The organism is Mesorhizobium sp. B2-3-14, from assembly GCF_006442175.1.
Classification (GTDB): Bacteria; Pseudomonadota; Alphaproteobacteria; order Rhizobiales; family Rhizobiaceae; genus Mesorhizobium; species Mesorhizobium australicum.
Genome location: NZ_VFVP01000002.1, coordinates 592,302 through 610,358, shown reverse-complemented (window position 1 = coordinate 610,358; position 18,057 = coordinate 592,302). Strand labels below are relative to the sequence as shown.

At 63.2% G+C, this 18,057-nt stretch carries 15 protein-coding genes; 8 read left to right on the top strand and 7 right to left on the bottom strand.

Annotated elements, in window-relative coordinates; genetic code table 11:
• Positions 1–3: 3 nt before the first annotated feature.
• The 3 genes from glmS to FJ950_RS07600 all read right to left on the bottom strand — a co-directional run bounded on the left by glmS (position 4) and on the right by FJ950_RS07600 (position 4,310).
• Positions 4–1,827, bottom strand: a complete 1,824-nt coding sequence (gene glmS, locus FJ950_RS07610) for a glutamine--fructose-6-phosphate transaminase (isomerizing) (protein ID WP_140616219.1) — start codon at positions 1,825–1,827, stop codon at positions 4–6.
• Positions 1,828–2,028: 201 nt separating this feature from the next.
• Positions 2,029–3,405: a bifunctional UDP-N-acetylglucosamine diphosphorylase/glucosamine-1-phosphate N-acetyltransferase GlmU gene (glmU, locus tag FJ950_RS07605; RefSeq protein WP_140616217.1), complete on the bottom strand. Its 1,377-nt coding sequence runs from the start codon at positions 3,403–3,405 to the stop codon at positions 2,029–2,031.
• Positions 3,406–3,563: 158 nt separating this feature from the next.
• A complete protein-coding gene (locus FJ950_RS07600) occupies positions 3,564–4,310 on the bottom strand; it encodes a cytochrome c biogenesis CcdA family protein (RefSeq protein WP_140616215.1) in 747 nt (248 codons plus the stop codon).
• Positions 4,311–4,479: 169 nt separating this feature from the next.
• Here FJ950_RS07600 and FJ950_RS07595 point away from each other — a divergent pair, with 169 nt between their 5' ends.
• From FJ950_RS07595 to rpmG, 8 genes are all read left to right on the top strand, one after another.
• Positions 4,480–4,857, top strand: a complete 378-nt coding sequence (locus tag FJ950_RS07595; RefSeq protein ID WP_140616213.1) for a hypothetical protein — start codon at positions 4,480–4,482, stop codon at positions 4,855–4,857.
• 340 nt (positions 4,858–5,197) lie between these two features.
• Positions 5,198–7,819 (top strand): type I DNA topoisomerase, encoded by a 2,622-nt coding sequence (gene topA / locus FJ950_RS07590; RefSeq protein WP_015317636.1) that lies wholly within the window; start codon positions 5,198–5,200, stop codon positions 7,817–7,819.
• Between the two features lie 6 nt (positions 7,820–7,825).
• Complete coding sequence (gene rnr, locus FJ950_RS07585; protein WP_140616211.1) at positions 7,826–10,132, top strand: ribonuclease R; 2,307 nt, start codon at positions 7,826–7,828, stop codon at positions 10,130–10,132.
• On the top strand, positions 10,132–10,566 hold the full coding sequence (locus FJ950_RS07580; RefSeq protein WP_181171107.1) for a DUF983 domain-containing protein: 435 nt from the start codon (positions 10,132–10,134) through the stop codon (positions 10,564–10,566). Before rnr ends, FJ950_RS07580 begins: the two co-directional genes overlap by 1 nt.
• A 73-nt stretch (positions 10,567–10,639) precedes the next feature.
• Positions 10,640–11,380, top strand: a complete 741-nt coding sequence (locus FJ950_RS07575; RefSeq protein WP_140616207.1) for an NUDIX hydrolase — start codon at positions 10,640–10,642, stop codon at positions 11,378–11,380.
• Between the two features lie 77 nt (positions 11,381–11,457).
• On the top strand, positions 11,458–12,636 hold the full coding sequence (locus tag FJ950_RS07570; protein WP_140616205.1) for an MFS transporter: 1,179 nt from the start codon (positions 11,458–11,460) through the stop codon (positions 12,634–12,636).
• A 106-nt stretch (positions 12,637–12,742) separates the two neighbouring features.
• Positions 12,743–13,201 (top strand): hypothetical protein, encoded by a 459-nt coding sequence (locus tag FJ950_RS07565; protein ID WP_140616203.1) that lies wholly within the window; start codon positions 12,743–12,745, stop codon positions 13,199–13,201.
• Between the two features lie 154 nt (positions 13,202–13,355).
• Positions 13,356–13,523, top strand: coding sequence for a 50S ribosomal protein L33 (gene rpmG / locus FJ950_RS07560; RefSeq protein ID WP_006201775.1), 168 nt, complete (start codon positions 13,356–13,358; stop codon positions 13,521–13,523).
• A 207-nt stretch (positions 13,524–13,730) separates the two neighbouring features.
• On the opposite strand, the gene ugpC is transcribed toward rpmG, so the two are convergent.
• The 4 genes from ugpC to FJ950_RS07540 form a co-directional block, all read right to left on the bottom strand.
• A complete protein-coding gene (ugpC, locus tag FJ950_RS07555; RefSeq protein WP_140616201.1) occupies positions 13,731–14,798 on the bottom strand; it encodes a sn-glycerol-3-phosphate ABC transporter ATP-binding protein UgpC in 1,068 nt (355 codons plus the stop codon).
• A gap of 4 nt (positions 14,799–14,802) precedes the next feature.
• Positions 14,803–15,651 (bottom strand): carbohydrate ABC transporter permease, encoded by an 849-nt coding sequence (locus FJ950_RS07550; RefSeq protein WP_015317628.1) that lies wholly within the window; start codon positions 15,649–15,651, stop codon positions 14,803–14,805.
• Positions 15,651–16,574 (bottom strand): sugar ABC transporter permease, encoded by a 924-nt coding sequence (locus FJ950_RS07545; protein WP_140616199.1) that lies wholly within the window; start codon positions 16,572–16,574, stop codon positions 15,651–15,653. Before FJ950_RS07545 ends, FJ950_RS07550 begins: the two co-directional genes overlap by 1 nt.
• Positions 16,575–16,757: 183 nt before the next feature.
• Positions 16,758–18,035, bottom strand: a complete 1,278-nt coding sequence (locus FJ950_RS07540) for a sugar ABC transporter substrate-binding protein (protein ID WP_140616197.1) — start codon at positions 18,033–18,035, stop codon at positions 16,758–16,760.
• Positions 18,036–18,057 lie beyond the last annotated feature (22 nt).

Genomic DNA, 18,057 nt, shown 5'->3' with positions numbered 1-18,057 from the left:
CGCCTATTCCACCGTCACCGACTTCGCCAGATTGCGCGGCTGGTCGACGTCGGTGCCCATGAACACGGCGGCGAAATAGGCGAGCATCTGGATCGGTAGCGCATAGATGATCGGCGAGATGATTTCCGGCACATCCGGAAGCACGATGGTCTCCATCGTCTTCAGACTCACCTGTGCCGCGCCCTTGGCGTCGGTGATCAGGATGATCTTGCCGCCACGCGCCGCCACTTCCTGCATGTTGGACACGGTCTTTTCGAAGATGCGGTCGTGCGGCGCGATCACGATCACCGGCATGTTCTCGTCGATCAGCGCGATCGGCCCATGCTTCAGCTCTCCGGCGGCATAGCCTTCGGCGTGGATGTAGGAAATCTCCTTCAGCTTCAGCGCGCCTTCCATGGCGAGCGGGAAATTGGTGTCCCGTCCGAGATAGAGCACGTCCTTGTAACGCGACAGTTCCCGCGCGATCCGTTCGATCTGCTCTTCGAGCTTCAGCACCTGGTTGGCATAGCGCGGCGCTTCCGAAAGCGCTCGCACCAGCGTTTTCTCTTGCTCCTTCGAGATCGCTCCGCGCGCCACGCCGGCGCGCACGGCAAGCGACGCGAGCACGGACAGCTGGCAGGTGAAAGCCTTGGTCGAAGCGACGCCAATCTCTGGCCCGGCCAGCGTCGGCAGCACGACGTCGGATTCGCGCGCCATGGTCGATTCCCGCACGTTGACGACGGCGCCGATCTTCATCCCGGCCTTGCGGCAATAGCGCAACGAGGCCAGTGTATCGGCGGTCTCGCCCGATTGCGAGATGAAGAAGGCGGCGTCGTTGGCCGACAACGGCATCTCGCGGTAACGGAATTCCGACGCGACATCGATATCGACCGGGAGCCGCGCATAGCGCTCGAACCAGTATTTGCCGATCAGGCCGGCGAGATAGGCGGTGCCACAGGCGGAGATCGCCAGCCGGCCGATCTTGGCAAAGTCGAATGGCAGATCGAGCGGCTTGGAGACGCCGGAGACGAAATCCACATAATGAGCTAGCGTGTGCGAGATCACCTCGGGCTGCTCATGGATCTCCTTCTCCATGAAATGGCGGCGGTTGCCCTTGTCGACCATGAAGCTGGTCGAGAGCGACTGCTGGCGCTTGCGGTCGACTTTTTTGCCGTCGATGTCGAAGATGGCGACGCCGTCGCGACGCACCACCGCCCAGTCGCCGTCCTCGAGATAGGTGATCGAATTGGTGAACGGAGCGAGCGCGATGGCGTCGGACCCCAAAAACATCTCGCCGTCGCCATGGCCAACGGCCAAAGGCGGGCCATTGCGCGCGCCGACGATCAGGTCCTCGTCACCCTTGAACATGATGGCTAGCGCAAAGGCGCCTTCCAGCCGCTTCAGCGCCTTATGCGCGGCTTCGACCGGCTTTAGCCCCCTGGCGAGTTCGCGCGCCACCAGGTGTGCCACGACCTCGGTGTCGGTCTGCGACGAGAAGGAATAGCCGTCGCGGATCAGCTCCTCGCGCAGTTCGGCGAAATTCTCGATGATGCCGTTGTGGACGATGGCGACGCCGTCTGAAAAATGCGGGTGCGCATTGGTCTCGTTGGGCACGCCGTGGGTTGCCCAGCGCGTATGGCCGATACCGATCCTGCCGTCGAGCGGCTCATCCTTGAGCCGGCGTTCGAGGTTGACCAGCTTGCCCTCGGCACGGCGGCGGCCGAGCTCGCCCTTCTCAATGGTGGCGACGCCGGCGGAGTCATAGCCGCGATATTCGAGCCGCTTCAGTGCGTCGACGATGAGCGGCGCAACCTGCGAGTGGCCGACGATTCCAACGATACCGCACATGCAGACAGTCCCCGATTGCCCACGGAAAACCAGCGATATTTAGGCGTGGCCGGCCTGCCGCGAAAGTCACATTGCATTTCGTCCGCTGTAACGGACGCTTCAGCAGGCATGCACCATGACAGCCCGCTCTTGCAATCCGGTTACGGCAATCGTTCGGTTTTTTCGATTGCTTCGGCGAGAAAGCAGACCGTCGACCAATCGCTAGTGGTCGGCGCCAGCCGCTTTCTTCTTCGCGGCCGCCGCGGAAGCAAAGCGTTCGCGCAATTCCTTGCCCTTGCCGGGGATCGTCTTCTGGCGAGCCCGGCCGAAGGCCAGCGCATCGTCGGGCACGCTTTCGGTGATGACACTGCCCGAGGCGATATAGCCGCCATTGCCGATGGTGACCGGCGCCACGAGCGAGGAATTGGAGCCGATGAAGGCACCCTCGCCGATGTCCGTGAAGAACTTTGAGTAGCCGTCGTAGTTGCAGGTGATGGTGCCCGCCCCGATATTGGCGCCCGCGCCGACACGCGCGTCGCCAATATAGGTCAAATGGTTGACCTTGGCGCCGTCCTCGATAACGGCTTGCTTGACCTCGCAGAAATTGCCGACCTTGGCCTTGTTCCTGAGATCGGCGCCTGGCCGCAGCCGGGCGAACGGCCCGACATCGCAATTGGAAGCGATGGTGGCGCCCTCGACGTGGCTGAAGGCGTGGATTTTGGCGCCGCTGGCGATCCTCACGCCCGGACCAAACCAGACGTTGGGTTCGACGATGGTGTCGGCGCCAATTTCGGTGTCGTGCGAGAAAAACACGGTTTCCGGGGCGATCAGAGTCACGCCCGACAGCATCGCGTCATGGCGCCGGCGCTGTTGCCAGATGGCTTCGGCTTGCGCCAATTCGGCGCGATTGTTGATGCCGAGCGCGCTTTCGAAGCTGGCTTCGGTGGCAACGACATCGAGATTTTGTGCACTGGCGATCTCGACGATATCGGTCAGATAATACTCGCCCTTGGCATTCTCGTTGCCGACCGCGTCGAGCAGTTTCAGCGCGTGCGCGCCGGCCACCGCCATCATGCCGGCATTGCAGAAGCCGATTTTCTTCTCCTCTTCGGAGCAGTCTTTTTCCTCGCGGATAGCTGTGAGCTTGCCACCCCTTTCGATCAACCGGCCATAGCCGGCCGGATTGGGTGGGCGGAATCCGATCACCACGACGGCAGCACCTTCCGCCAATCTCCGCCGCGCCACCGTGAGCGCATCCGCATCGATCAGTGGCGTGTCGCCAAACATCACGAGGACGTCGTCATAACCCCTTGATATCGCTGCGCGGGCAGCGATAACGGCATGCGCCGTACCCAAGCGCTTTTCCTGCTCGAAGGTTTCCGCCTTCGGTGCAAACTTCGCCGCCGCCTTGCGCATCTCGTCGGCGCCATGGCCAATCACCAGCGCCAGCCCGCTCGCACCCGCGGCTTCGGCCGCCTTGACCACATGGGCCACCATCGGCAACCCGGCGATCTGATGCAGCACCTTCGGCTGCGCGCTCTTCATGCGCGTGCCTTCGCCGGCTGCGAGGATGACGGACAGGCAGGATCTCTGGCTCATGGACGGGCAACCGTATGAAAGGGTTGGGAATCAATACAGGATAGCAGTGGCGCCATGCTGCACCAATGCGGTTAAATTCCGGTGAGATGGCAGAGCAGCTGACTCTTAATCAGCGGGTCCACAGTTCAATCCCTTGCCTCACCCCAAGTTGACAAGCGTCAGCCCAGCCGCCCCAGCACCGGAAAATTCTCCAGCAGCCAGTAGGACACCGTCTGCACGCCACCGGTGAGGAAAAACACGCCGGCGACCACCAGCAGCGCGCCGATCGCCTTTTCGACGCGGCCGAGATGGACGCGGAATTTGCCGAGGAAGCGCATGAAAGCGCCGGAGAACAGCGCGGCAATCAGGAACGGGATACCGAGGCCGAGCGAATAGGCGGCGAGCAGAAGAGCCCCCTCGCCGACCGTCTCGCGGCCACCGGCCAGCGTCAGGATCGGCCCCAGCACCGGGCCGATGCAGGGCGTCCAGCCGAAGGCGAAGGCAAGGCCCATGACATAGGCGGCGACGGCGCTGGCCGGCTTGCCCTGCGACTGGAAGCGCGCCTCGCGTGACAGAAGCGGGATGCGCAGGATGCCCAAAAAGTTCAGGCCCATCAGGATGATCAGCACGCCGGCGCCCATCGCCAGCGGCTCCTGCCAGACGCGCAGCAGCCGGCCGATGGTCGACGCGCCGGCGCCTAGCGCGACGAACACGGTGGAAAAACCGAGCACGAAGGCGATCGAGGAATAGAGCAGCGCGCCGCGCGCGCCCTCGCGTGCCGTCACACCTGCATTGCCGCGGAAATCGTCGACGGAGACGCCGGCCATGTAGCAGAGATAAGGCGGCACCAGCGGCAGCACGCATGGCGACAGGAACGAGATGGCCCCCGCCCCGACCGCGCTGACATAGCCGATATCCAATGCCATTCCAAAACTCCGACTGATTGGCGACGATATAGCGGCACGCCGGTTTGTCCGCCAATCACCATCGTGTGGCAAGTCATCGCGGGCGGGGAAGAAAGCATCCGCGCAGGGCGTTGACACGACGAGGCCGCGATTTGCCGCGCGCCTTCGAATATCAGCCACGGAGATTTCCATGAAAACGATAACCGCAGCGCTGGCCGCGCTCCTGCTCAGCACCGCCGCATCCTTTGCCGCCGAAGCGTGGAAGGAAGCCGAGGTCAATGGCACCAAGATCTACACCGACGCCAATGGCATGACGCTCTACACCTATGACAAGGACCAGAAGGGCAAGACCAACTGCTACGACAAGTGCGCCACCAACTGGCCGCCGCTGAAGGCCAAGGCCGGCGCCAAGGCGGACGATGAATGGAGCGTCGTCGACCGTACCGACGGCACCAAGATGTGGGCCTATGACGGCAAGCCGGTCTACACCTTCATCAAGGACAAGAAGGCCGGCGACGTGACGGGTGATGGCGTCGCCGGCGTCTGGCACGTCGTCAAGGCGGACTGACTTTCCCTATCGGGAGGTCCGCCGAACGGGACTTCTCACCGGCCGCCGGGCATCCCTCCAAATCCGGCGGCCGGGCCGCCGCGGACTCGACCTGACCCATTCCAGGCCGACCAGCAACAAATTGAACCTCTCCCAATCTTCGGAGGCTTGCGCCCACTCATTCTAAAATATGTGATGTTCTCCATACACTCTTAGAGTGTATTGCTGTCGGCGGCCCCGCAATTTGGGCGCTTGCCCTTGACCGGATGCAAAAGCGCGGCCATGTGAGCGACGAACAGAACCGAGATTTCGTCGCGCGCAGCGGAATTCTTCTGCCGCATCACAGCTGATATGAGACCTCATGGACGTCGTCGTCGTCGAATCGCCGGCCAAGGCAAAAACAATCAACAAATATCTGGGCAGGAACTACAAGGTTCTGGCCTCGTTCGGCCATGTCCGCGATTTGCCGGCCAAGGATGGCTCGGTGCGCCCGGATGAGGATTTTGCCATGTCCTGGGCGGTCGACACCGCCTCCGGCAAGCGGCTCGCCGACATCGCCAAGGCAGTCAAGGACGCCGACGGCCTGATCCTCGCCACCGACCCGGATCGCGAGGGTGAAGCCATCTCCTGGCACGTTCTGGAAGTGCTCAAGCAGAAGCGCGCGCTGAAGGACAAGCCGGTCAGCCGCGTCGTCTTCAACGCCATCACCAAGTCGTCGGTGCTGGAGGCGATGGCCAATCCGCGCCAGATCGATGCGCCGCTGGTCGACGCTTATCTGGCCCGCCGCGCGCTCGACTATCTCGTCGGCTTCACCCTGTCGCCTGTCCTGTGGCGCAAATTGCCGGGCGCCCGCTCCGCCGGCCGCGTTCAGTCGGTGGCGCTGCGCCTGGTCTGCGACCGCGAATCCGAGATCGAGCGCTTCATCCGCGAGGAATATTGGCAGATATCAGCTCTCCTCGGCACACCGCGCAACGAGACCTTCGAAGCCCGCCTCACCGCCTTCGAACGCAAGAAGCTGCAAAAACTCGACATTGCCAACAAGGCACAGGCCGACGACATCAAGGCGATGCTCGAAGGCGCCACCTTCAAGGCGCTGTCCGTCGAAGCCAAGCCGACCAAGCGCAACCCCGGTCCGCCCTTCACCACCTCGACATTGCAGCAGGCCGCCTCATCGGGCCTCGGCTTCTCGGCCACGCGCACCATGCAGGTGGCCCAGCGGCTCTATGAGGGCATGGAGATCGGCGGCGAGACCACCGGCCTGATCACCTATATGCGAACCGACGGCGTGCAGATGGCCCCCGAGGCGATCGACGCCGCGCGCGATGCCATCGCCAAGGAATTCGGCCCGAAGTACCTGCCGGAGAAGCCGCGCCAATACACCGCCAAGGCCAAGAACGCGCAGGAAGCGCACGAGGCCATCCGGCCGACAGATTTCATGCGCACCCCGGCGTCGGTCAGGCAATATCTCGATTCCGACCAGATGCGGCTTTATGAACTGATCTGGAAGCGCGCTATCGCAAGCCAGATGCAGTCGGCCGAGATCGAGCGCACCACTGTCGAGATCGAGGCGCTGAATGGCGCCCGCACCGCTGAACTTCGCGCTGTCGGTTCGGTCGTTCGCTTCGACGGCTTCATCGCCGCCTACACCGATCAGAAGGAGGACGACGCCGAAGACGAGGAAAACCGCCGTCTGCCGGAGATCCGCTCCGGCGAGCAGCTTGCCCGCCGCGCGATCAATGCCACCCAGCACACGACCGAGCCGCCGCCGCGCTACTCCGAGGCGTCGCTGATCAAGAAGCTGGAAGAACTCGGCATCGGCCGCCCCTCGACCTACACCGCGATCCTGAAGACGCTCGAGGACCGAGACTACGTCACCATCGACAAGCGCCGGCTGGTGCCGCAGGCCAAGGGCCGCCTGCTGTCGGCCTTCCTGGAAAGCTTCTTCGAGCGCTATGTAGAGTATGACTTCACGGCATCGCTGGAAGAAAAGCTCGACGAGATCTCCGACGGCAAGCTCGCCTGGAAGGACGTGCTGCGCGATTTCTGGAAGGATTTTTCGGGCGCCGTCGCCGACATCAAGGAGCTGCGCGTCACCGATGTGCTCGATGCGCTGAACGAGGAACTGGCGCCGCTGGTTTTTCCCGCCCGCGAGGACGGTTCCAACCCGCGCATCTGCCCCAAATGCGGCACCGGTAATCTGTCGCTGAAGCTCGGCAAGTTCGGCGCTTTCGTCGGCTGCTCGAATTATCCCGAATGCTCCTTCACCCGCCAGCTCGGCGACGCCGCCAATCCCAATGGCGAGAATGGCGGCGGCGAGGACGGCACCAAGGTGCTGGGCAAGGATCCTTACACGGCCGAGGAAATCACGCTGCGCTCCGGCCGCTTCGGCCCCTACATCCAGCGCGGCGACGGCAAGGAGGCAAAACGTTCGAGCCTGCCCAAGGGCTGGACGCCTGATTCCATCGACCATGAGAAGGCGCTCGCCTTGCTCGGGCTGCCGCGCGACGTGGGCAAACATCCCGAATCCGGCAAGATGATCTCGGCCGGCCTCGGCCGTTACGGGCCGTTCGTGCTGCACGATGGCACCTACGCCAATCTAGACAGCATCGAGGATGTGTTTTCCATTGGCCTCAACCGTGCCGTCACGGTGATTGCCGAGAAGCAGTCCAAGGGCAAGGGTGGCCGCAATGGTGGCACGGCTGCGGCTCTGAAGGAGCTTGGCGACCATCCGGATGGCGGCGGCAAGATCGTCGTGCGCGACGGCAAATACGGCCCCTACGTCAATTTCGGCAAGGTCAACGCCACGCTGCCCAAGGGCAAGGATCCGCAATCGGTGACGATCGAGGATGCGCTGGCGCTGATTGCCGAGAAGGAAGCCAAGGGCGGCGGTGGCAAGAAGCCGTTCCGCAAGGCGGCAGCAACCAAAGCCCCCGCCGCCAAGAAAACAGCGGCCAAGAAGCCGGCCGCGAAGAAAAAAGGGTAGAACGGCGTGGCGCGCAGGATCACCGGAAGAAGTCACGGCGATCCCCGCACCGCCGACACCCGGGCCAAGGTCAAGGACGATTATCGGCCCTCGCGCGACGAAATCCTGCGCTATATCGCCGAAAACCCAGATCGCGCCGGAAAGCGCGACATCGCCAAGGCGTTCGCGCTGCGCAGCGACGACCGCATCTGGCTGAAGGATCTCCTGCGCGACCTGCAGGACGAAGGCGTTCTGACCAAGGAGCGCAAGCGGTTGGCCCGGGTCGGCGCCCTACCCCATGTCGCCGTGCTCGACATCTTTGGCCGCGACGGCGATGGCATCTTGCTGGCGCACCCGACCGAGGCAGTCGGTCCGGGCGAGCCTCCCGTGGTCTCGATCCGCGTTTCGCGCAGCGGCAACGGTCCCGCGCCAGGCATCGGCGACCGCGTGCTGGCCAAAACCTTCCCGACCGACGATCCGTCAGGGCCCGCCTATACCGGCCGGGTGATCAAGATCTTTGAGAAGCGCACGGACGCCGTTCTCGGTGTCTTTCGCGTGCTTCAGGACGGCAGCTTCCGCATCGAGCCGGTGGAACGGCGCCAGCCCGAGCTGATCGTCGACAAGGAATTCCAGAACGGCGCCAAAAACGGCGATCTTGTCGAAGTCGAGCCAGCGCGAGCCTCCCGCTTTGGGTTGCCCCGCGCCAAGGTGCTGAATGTGCTGGGTTCGCTGACCAGCGAAAAGGCGGTTTCGATGATCGCCATCCACGCGCACGACATTCCCCACATTTTCCCGGCCGACGTCATTGCCGAATCCGAGGCGGTGAAGCCCGCGACGCTTGACCATCGCGAGGACTGGCGCGACCTGCCGCTGGTTACCATCGATCCGGCCGACGCCAAGGACCATGACGACGCGGTCTTCGCCACCCCTGATCTCGACGAGAAGAACCCCGGCGGCGTCATCGCGACGGTCGCCATCGCGGATGTCGCGGCCTATGTCCGCCATGGCACGGCGCTCGACCGCGAAGCGCTGAAGCGCGGCAATTCGGTTTATTTCCCAGATCGCGTCGTGCCGATGCTGCCCGAGCGCATCTCCAACGATCTCTGTTCGCTGCGCGAGGGTCAGGATCGCCCGGCACTCGCGGTGCGCATGACCTTCTCCGCCGAGGGCAGAAAGATCAGGCACTCCTTCCACCGTGTCATGATGAAGTCGGCGGCCAAGCTGGCCTATAGCCAGGCCCAGGCCGCGATCGACGGTGTACCAGACGACAAGACCGGCCCGATCCTCGACACTGTGCTGAGGCCGCTGTGGGAGGCCTATGCGATCCTCAAGCGCGGCCGCGACGGCCGCCAGCCGCTGGAACTCGACCTGCCGGAGCGCAAGATCCTGCTCAAGCCGGATGGCACGGTCGACCGCGTCATCGTGCCGGAGCGGCTCGACGCCCACAAGCTGATCGAAGAGTTCATGATCCAGGCCAATGTCGCCGCGGCCGAAACGCTGGAAGGCAAGAAGCAGGCGCTGGTCTATCGTGTCCATGACGCGCCGTCGCTGGCCAAGCAGGAATCGCTGCGCGAATTCCTGCAGACGCTTAGCCTGTCATTGGCGCGCGGCGCCCAGATGCGGCCCAGCCAGTTCAACGGCATTCTTGAGCGTGTGCGCGGCGCCGACAATGAGGCGCTGGTCAACGAAGTGGTGCTGCGCTCGCAGAGCCAGGCCGAATATTCACCCAAGAACATCGGCCATTTCGGGCTCAACCTCAGCCGTTACGCTCATTTCACCTCGCCGATCCGCCGCTACGCCGACCTGATCGTGCATCGCGGACTTATTGCCGCGCTCGGTCTCGGCCCCGGCGGGCTGACGCAGGATGAGGAGGCCCGCCTCGAAGATGTTGCGGTGCTGATCTCCGGCACCGAGCGGCGCGCGATGGCTGCCGAGCGCGACACGGTCGACCGGCTGATCTCGGCCTACCTCGCCGAGCGCATCGACGACCGCTTCGACGCCCGCATCTCCGGCGTCACCAAATCAGGACTTTTTGTCCAATTGCCGCAATATGGCGCCGATGGTTTCATCCCGGTGTCAACTTTGGGCGGCGATTACTATATATACGATGAAACGGCCCGCTCCCTGTTCGGAGAACGCTCGGGCAAAGGCTACCAGCTCGCGGACCGCGTCGAGGTCCGGCTCGTCGAGGTGGCGCCAATGGCCGGCGCGATGCGCTTCGAGATGTTGACCGACCCAAAGCCCCTGCCAGGCTCCAGCAGGTCGTTTCACAAGGCTAAGGGCCGCGCCCGTGCGTCGCAATCGCGACCGGGGTCGCGCGGCAGGAGACGATGATGGAACAACAGGTTTTTGGTGGCGAACATCACTCTGGCCGGGTTGCCCGCCCCTTGTGGACGGCGATGAAGCGGGGCTTCTTGGGCCGCTGCCCGAACTGTGGCGAAGGCAAGCTGTTCCGCAGCTTCACCAAGACTGTCGAAACCTGCAGCGTCTGCGGCGAGGAGATCCATCACCATCGCGCCGACGATCTGCCGGCCTACCTGGTCATCGTCATCGTCGGCCATATCGTTCTCGGTGCCTTCATGGGCGTGGAAGCGACCTCGACGCTCTCCACCTGGCAGCACATTGCAATATGGGTGCCCTTGACCATCCTGCTCTCCATCGCGCTGCTGCAACCGGTCAAGGGTGCCGTCATCGGACTGCAATGGGCGTTCTATATGCACGGGTTCGGTGGCGAAAAGGATGGGACGGAATCCCACCACGGCGCCTAAGGCGCCGCTGGCGCAACACGCCAATCGGTAAGGCCACTTTCGCATGCAAGAAGTTTCCGCTAGGTCCCTGCGCATGGAAGCATTGACCAAGGCGGATGCCGACAAGCTCGACAAGGGTCTTGCCACGCATGGCGGCGGGCGCCTGCGTCCGCGTGACGCCGCGACGCTCATCCTGCTCGACCGCAAGGGCGACGACGTCCTGGTGTTGATGGGGCGCCGCCACGCCGCACACGCTTTCATGCCAGGCAAGTTCGTGTTCCCCGGCGGCCGAACCGACCCTGCCGACAGCCGCATACCGACAGCGACGGCACTTGACCAGCACGAAGAAGCCAAGCTGACGGCCGGCCCCGGCCGCACCAGCCGCGCCCGCGCCCGCGCCATTGCCTTGTCGGCGGTCCGCGAGACCTACGAGGAAGCCGGCCTGCTGATCGGCCGCAAAGGCGCCTTCGCCACGACCAGGCGCGATTGGCAGGGTTTCGTCGAACATGGCGTGGCACCGTCGCTGGAAGCATTGCGCTTCGTCGCGCGCGCCATCACGCCGCCGAACCGGGTACGCCGCTTCGATACCCGCTTCTTCAGCGCCTGGCGTGGCGATGTCGCCGTCGAACTGCCCGATGGCGGCCCGACCAACGAATTGGAGGAACTGGTCTGGCTGCCGCTCGCCAAGGCCAAGCAGGCCGACATACCCGACATCACCCGAATGATCCTGGACGAGTTGGAAAAGCGGCTCGCCGACGATCCGCTGCTGCGTCCGGGCGGACCTGTCCCTTTCTACCGGCTTGTCCGCAACCACTTCACCCGCGAACTTCTCTAAGCAATTCCAGGAACACTGTGCCGCGGTTTTCCCACGGGAATTGCGCAAGATCAAAAAGACAGAGTATTCAGCATCCCATGACGGTCGATACCCAACCACAGGGCGACGAACGCGTACACTGGCTGCCGATGGTGGCGGCGATTTCGTCGATCAGCGTCGTCGGCATCGCCATTGGCCTCGGCATGCCCTTGCTCAGCGTCATCCTGGAAACACGCGGTCATTCGGCCTCGATGATCGGCCTGAACACGGCTGTCGCCGGCCTGGCCTCGATTGCCGGGGCGCCGCTGGCCACGCCGCTCGCCATGCGCTTCGGCGTGGCCTGGACCATGATCGCCATGATTGCCACCGGCGCGCTCGCCTTCGTCGGCTTCCATTTCGCGCCCGATTTCTGGATGTGGTTTCCGCTGCGCGTCGTTCTGCACATCGCGCTGACCGTGCTGTTCATCCTGTCGGAATTCTGGATCAGCACGTCGGCGCCGCCACACCGGCGCGGCCTTGTGCTTGGCATCTATGCCACCGTCCTGTCGCTCGGCTTTGCCGCCGGGCCGTGGCTGTTCGCCCATCTCGGCAGCTCCGGCTTCAGGCCGTTCGGCGTCATCATTGCCCTGGTGACGCTGGCTGCCATACCGGTGCTCGCCGCGCGCAACGAAAGCCCGACCATCGTGGCCGACAGCGAAACCAGCCACTTCCTGCGTTATATCTGGCTGGTGCCGACCGCGACTTTCGCCGTGCTCGTGTTCGGCGCGGTTGAGACAGGCGGCTTCGCGCTGTTCCCGGTCTACGGCAACCGCATCGGTTATTCCGAGGCCGACGCGGCGCTGCTGCTGACCATGATCGGCCTCGGCAATGTGCTGTTGCAGATTCCGATCGGCATGATCAGCGACCGCGTCTCCGACCGGCGTTATCTCTTGCTCGCCTGCGCCACGGTCGGCCTCGTCGGCACGATATTCATGCCGTTCTTTGCCGCGAACTGGCATTTGATGGCCGCGCTACTCTTCGTCTGGGGCGGTGTCGTCGCCGCCATGTACACGATCGGCCTCGCCCATCTCGGCTCGCAGCTCTCCGGCCACGAACTGGCCTCCGCCAACGCCGCCTTCGTGCTCTGCTACGGCGTCGGCATGGTGCTTGGCCCGCAGGCGATCGGCATCGGAATGGACAGTTTCGGGCCCTCCGGATTCGGCTGGTCACTCGGCCTGTTCTTCGGCGCCTACATCGCCCTGGTCTGCTTCAGGCTCGTGCGCAAGCTCCTGCTGTAACACTGCGCCGTCGAGTGCCGCCGCACCGCGGCAGATGCTGACAGAACCGTGTCAGGAGCGTCCGGTTAAAAGAGTGTCCCTGATTCCCGAAGTTGAGGACACTGCCATGATCGACAGCGGCTTTGAGACCACATCACTGCGAATGACGCTTCTGCTGCTTGTAACCTTCCAGGCTCCGGCCCCGGACGTGGACCGGATCATGGATGCGGTGGTTGCGATCGCACCGCTGGCCATGGGCAAATATGACCGCAACGCGTATCAGTCGGCACACGGCATCGAGCGCTACAGGCCGCTTGAAGGGGCTGCCGCCGGCGCCGAGACCGAATTGCGGCGGCGCCCCGGCACGGTCGAGGTTTCGTTCGAACTGCCCGACGACCAGGCGCTGGCGGCCCGCGTCGTCGAGGCGATTTTCCAGGCGCATTCCTATCAGGAGCCGGTGATCCGCATCCAGCCGATCCTTGCCAGCCGCTCCAAGGGGCTGGACGACCGTGCCAATCCGAATCGCTGGTGGAACACGACCGGAGACTGGAAGAAGGTTGCGGTATCCGAGGCGGAAACCGCCTGATTTATGCGTTCTGGGCAGCTTGGGCCGGCCACATCAGGCCAGCCGGGCTTGACTTTCCACGCACGTTCTTTATGTGTCGCGCCAAGTTTCCCGCGTCCGGGTGTTTTCCCGTGCTCCAGCGGCCAAAACCCCACGAACATAACGGACTGAGATCATGGCCAAAGCCGCAAACATCAAGATCAAGCTTCTGTCGACCGCCGACACCGGTTTCTTCTACGTCACCAGCAAGAACAGCCGCACCAAGACCGACAAGCTGTCGTTCCGCAAGTACGACCCGGTCGCCAAGAAGCACGTCGAATTCAAGGAAACCAAGATCAAGTAATCTGGTTTTCCCTCTGGAATGCCGAAACGCCGCCCATCGGGCGGCGTTTTCGTTCGGCCCGGGCGGCTGAAGTCCGTCAGCCCGGCTGAGCGCCTTAGAGCCGGATGATTTCAGGTCGAGTCGACCTGAAATCTGAATCCGTCTCTAAATCAAAGAGATAGAGCATGATGTCGTCCGAAACCGCTTCACACTTTTCGGCATCATGTTCTAGCCGATGCGGTCGCCGCTCTTCCCGTCGAACAAATGCAGCGATGCCGGATCGGCCGACAGGCGCACCATGTCGCCAGGCTTCACGGCCGCGCGCCCCATCGCAAAGACGCAAAGCTGCTGGCCGGCCAGCTTGACGTAGAACTGCGTCGACAGGCCGAGCGGCTCCACCACTCCCACTTCGCCTTGCAGCGTGCCGTCGTCAGCCAGCCGGATATGCTCGGGCCGCAGGCCGACGGTGATGACGTCACCGTCCCTGAGCGGCAGGCCGTCCGGCAGCCGAAGCTTCTGGCCATCGGACAACACGGCGTCCACCTTGCCGCCCTTCTCCATCGTGGCCGGCAGGAAATTCATTCCAGGCGAGCCAATGAAGCCGGCGACGAACATATTGGCCGGCCGGTCATAGAGATCGAGCGGCGCGCCCACCTGCTGGATCAGCCCGTCATGCATGACGACGATGCGGTCGGCCATGGTCATCGCCTCGATCTGGTCGTGGGTGACGTAGACCGAAGTGGTCTTCAACTGCTGGTGCAGCGCCTTGATCTCGGCGCGCATATGAACGCGCAGCTTGGCATCGAGGTTCGACAGCGGCTCGTCGAAAAGAAAAACCTTGGGATCGCGCACGATGGCCCGGCCCATGGCGACACGCTGGCGCTGGCCACCAGACAATTGCCTGGGCAGGCGTTGCAGGAACGTATCGAGCCCCAGCCGCTTGGCGGCACCATCGACGCGGGCATCGATCGCCGGCTTCTCGGCCTTTCGCAGCATCAGGCTGAAGCCCATGTTCTTCGAGACGTCCATATGCGGATAGAGCGCATAGGACTGGAACACCATGGCGATATCGCGGTCCTTGGGTGCAACATCGTTGACCAGCCGTTCGCCGATGCGGATCTCGCCGCCCGAGGCTTCCTCGAGCCCGGCGATCATGCGCAACAGCGTGGACTTGCCACAGCCGGACGGTCCGACCAGCACGACGAACTCGCCATCGGCGATTTCGAGATCGACCGCGTGCAGGACGCGCACGGCGCCATAATCCTTGCGGACTTTTTCGAGCGTGACAGAGGCCATCGGTCTATCCTTTGACGGCGCCGGCGGTCAGGCCGGTGACGAGATAGCGTTGCAGGAAAGCGAAGAAGATGCAGACCGGGATCAGCGCCAGGATCGACGCCGCCATCATCTGTCCCCAGTCGACGGCGAACTTGCCGATGAAGGTGAGCAGGCCGACCGCGAAGGTTTTCTGGTCGTCGCTGGAAATCAGCATCAGCGCGAACAGCAGCTCGCTCCAGGCGGCGGTAAAGACGAAGCCCAGCGTCGCGCCCATGCCGGGCAGCGTCAGCGGCACGATCACCTTGCGCATCGCCTGCGCGCGCGTGCAGCCATCGATCATCGCCGCCTCCTCCAGGTCCTTGGGGATGCCGTCGAAGAAGGACTGCATCAGGAAGGTGGCGAATGCGGTGTTGAAGGCGGTGTAGATGATGATCAGCCCGGTGAGGCTGTTGATCAGGCCGATCTGCCCCATCACGCGGTAGATAGGCGGAATGACCATCACCAGCGGAAAGGTCTGGGTCAGCAGCAACATGAGAGCCAGTGCGGCCTTGCCGCGAAAGGTGAAACGCGACATGGCGTAACCGGCAAGCGTGGCGATAACCGTGACCAGTGCCGCAGTGGACACCGAGACGATGACGCTGTTGAGGAAATAGCGCGGAAAATCGGTGGCTTCGAGCACGGTCACGAAATTCTGCAATGTCATGTGCGACGGCCAGAAGGTGATGCCTTCGGAATAGAGCAGCCGCTCCGGCGTGACCGAGATCTTCAGCGTCCAGTAGATCGGGAACAGAGCGAAGACGACGTAGGCGGCGATCGCGGCGTAAAGGCCGATGCCACCGAAGAAGCGCTGTGAAGCTGAGCGTCCGGCAATCATCAGACGTGCCTCACCAGCGAGCGGCGGATGGCGATGAGCACGATCGCGTAGGCGATGAGCAGCACCAGCAGCAGCACGGCCACGGCCGAGGCATAGCCCTTGTCCAGCGACTTGAAGGCGCTGACATAGATGTAGACCGGCACCGTGTTGGTCGACCCGGCCGGCCCGCCCTCGGTCATGACGAAGATCAGGTCGGCGAAGGTGGCGATCCAGATCGTGCGCAACATCACCGTGATGGCGATGGTCGGGGCCAGGAAAGGCAGCGTCACCTTGGTGAAACGTTGCCACGGCGAAGCGCCGTCGATCGCCGCCGCTTCATGCAGTTCCGAGGGAATGGACTTCAGCGCCGCCAGCAGCGTTATGGCGAAGAACGGAATGCCGAACCAGACATTGGCTATGATCGGCCCCCACATGGCGGTGGAGGGATCGGACAGGACGTTGGTCGGTTCGGCCTTCAGCCCCAAGGCGAACAGCCAGTGCGGCAGCGGACCGACGATCGGGTTGAACAGCCAGGCCCAGGTCAGGCCCGACAGGAAGGACGGCACCGCCCAGGGCAGGAAGACCAGTGCCTGCACCGCCTTGCGGCCTGGGAAAGGCTTGTCGAGCAGCAACGCCAGGCCAAGGCCGAGGAAGAACTGGAAGAACAGGCTGGCCGCCGTCCACCACAACGTGTTGATCAGCGCCTGGCCCAGCACCAGGTCCGACAGCATCGCCTGATACTGCCCGAGCCCGACATACTCGGACTTGAAGGCCGAAAATTTGCGGAAGGAATAGCTGATGCCGATGACCAGCGGCACGAGCAGCACCACGACCAGCAGGATGATCGCCGGGCTGAGGTAGAGCCAAGGCTCGATCGTCGCGTAGGAGAGCCGCTTTTTTCGCGGCGCCGCTGCGGACGGAATTTCGGATACGGCATAGGTCATTTGGCTGAGAAATGGCTCCCTGGAGCGGCGGGATGGACAATGAGCGTCCTTCTTCCCGTTCACGGGGAGAAGATGCCGGCAGGCAGATGAGGGGCGGCGCCAGCTTTTCAGAACTTGGCGCAGCCCCTCATCCGGCCCTATCGGGCCACCTTCTCCCCGTGAACGGGGAGAAGGGAAGAAAAGCTACTTCTTGTTCTTCGCCAGCCAGTCCTGCTGTTCCTTGGTCAGGAAGGCGGCCCACTGGTCGGCGACCTCCTTGGCCGTCTTCTGGCCGAGCAGCACTTCCTGGAAGTTCTTGATCGCGACCTGGTCGACGAAATTGCCGAGGTTTTCCAGATGCGTCGGCGGCGTCACCATTTCATATTTTGAGCTGTCGCTGAGTTCCGTGAACCAGCCCTTGAACTGCTCGGTCTTGAAATGGGGATCCTGGTCGGCACCGTTGTGGATCGGCACGACGCCGACTTCCTTGGCCCATTCCAGATTGTCCTTCGGCGACAGAAGCGTCGCCATCAGCTTCCAGGCATCATCCTTGTGCTGCGAGTTGGCGAACATCGCCCAGCCGGCATAGCCGAGCGTCGGATAGGACTTTCCGCTTGGTCCGACCGGCAACGGCGCCACGGCGAAGTCGTCGGCGCTCATCTTGTCGGCGATGCCGAGAAGCGCGTCCGGATCCTGATTGAGCATGGCGCAAGTGCCGGAGTAGAAACCGGTGACGGTTTCGTTGAAGCCCCAGCTTACGGAATCCTTCGGCGCGAGACCATTCTTGTACATGTCGGCCAGCATCTGCAGGCCCTTGACCGAGCCCTCTTCATTGATGGTCGAGGTGCCGTCCTCGTTGAAATAGCCGCCCTTGCCCTGAGCGATGTTCATGAACATGTGCATGCCGTTGAAGGCGCCCGGCCCGCCGCGCAGGCAGTAGCCGTATTTTCCGGGAATGGCCGAGATCTTCTTGGAATCGGCGACAAACTCGTCGAGCGTCGCTGGCGGGCCGTCGAGACCAGCCTCCTTGAACAGCTTCTTGTTCCAGAACAGCGCGTTCACATAGTAGCCATAGGGGATCATGAACTGGGTGTTGTTGACGGTCGAGCCGAACTGTTTGGCACGGTCGCCGAGCGTCTTGGCGTCGTCCCACTTGGCCATATAGGGGCCGAGATCCTCGAGCTGGGCATTGTTGGCGTAAAGCCCCATCCAGCGTTCCGGCATCTCGACCACATCGGGCGTGTCACCGGCCTGCACCATGGTCAGGAATTTCTCGAAAGCCTGGCCCCAGGGCAGCGAGACCAGTTCGACCTTGACGCCTGGATTGGCCGCCTCGAACTCGGCGATCTGCTTCTTGAGGAATTCGGTGCGTGGCGGGCTGGTGATCACCTCGACCATTTTCAGGGTTGAATCGGCGAGGGCGCCACCGGCGGAAATCGCCAGCCCCGCGACGGTGGCAAGCAAGACGGTCAGTTTTTTCATGTTCAAGACTCCCATTTTGAAC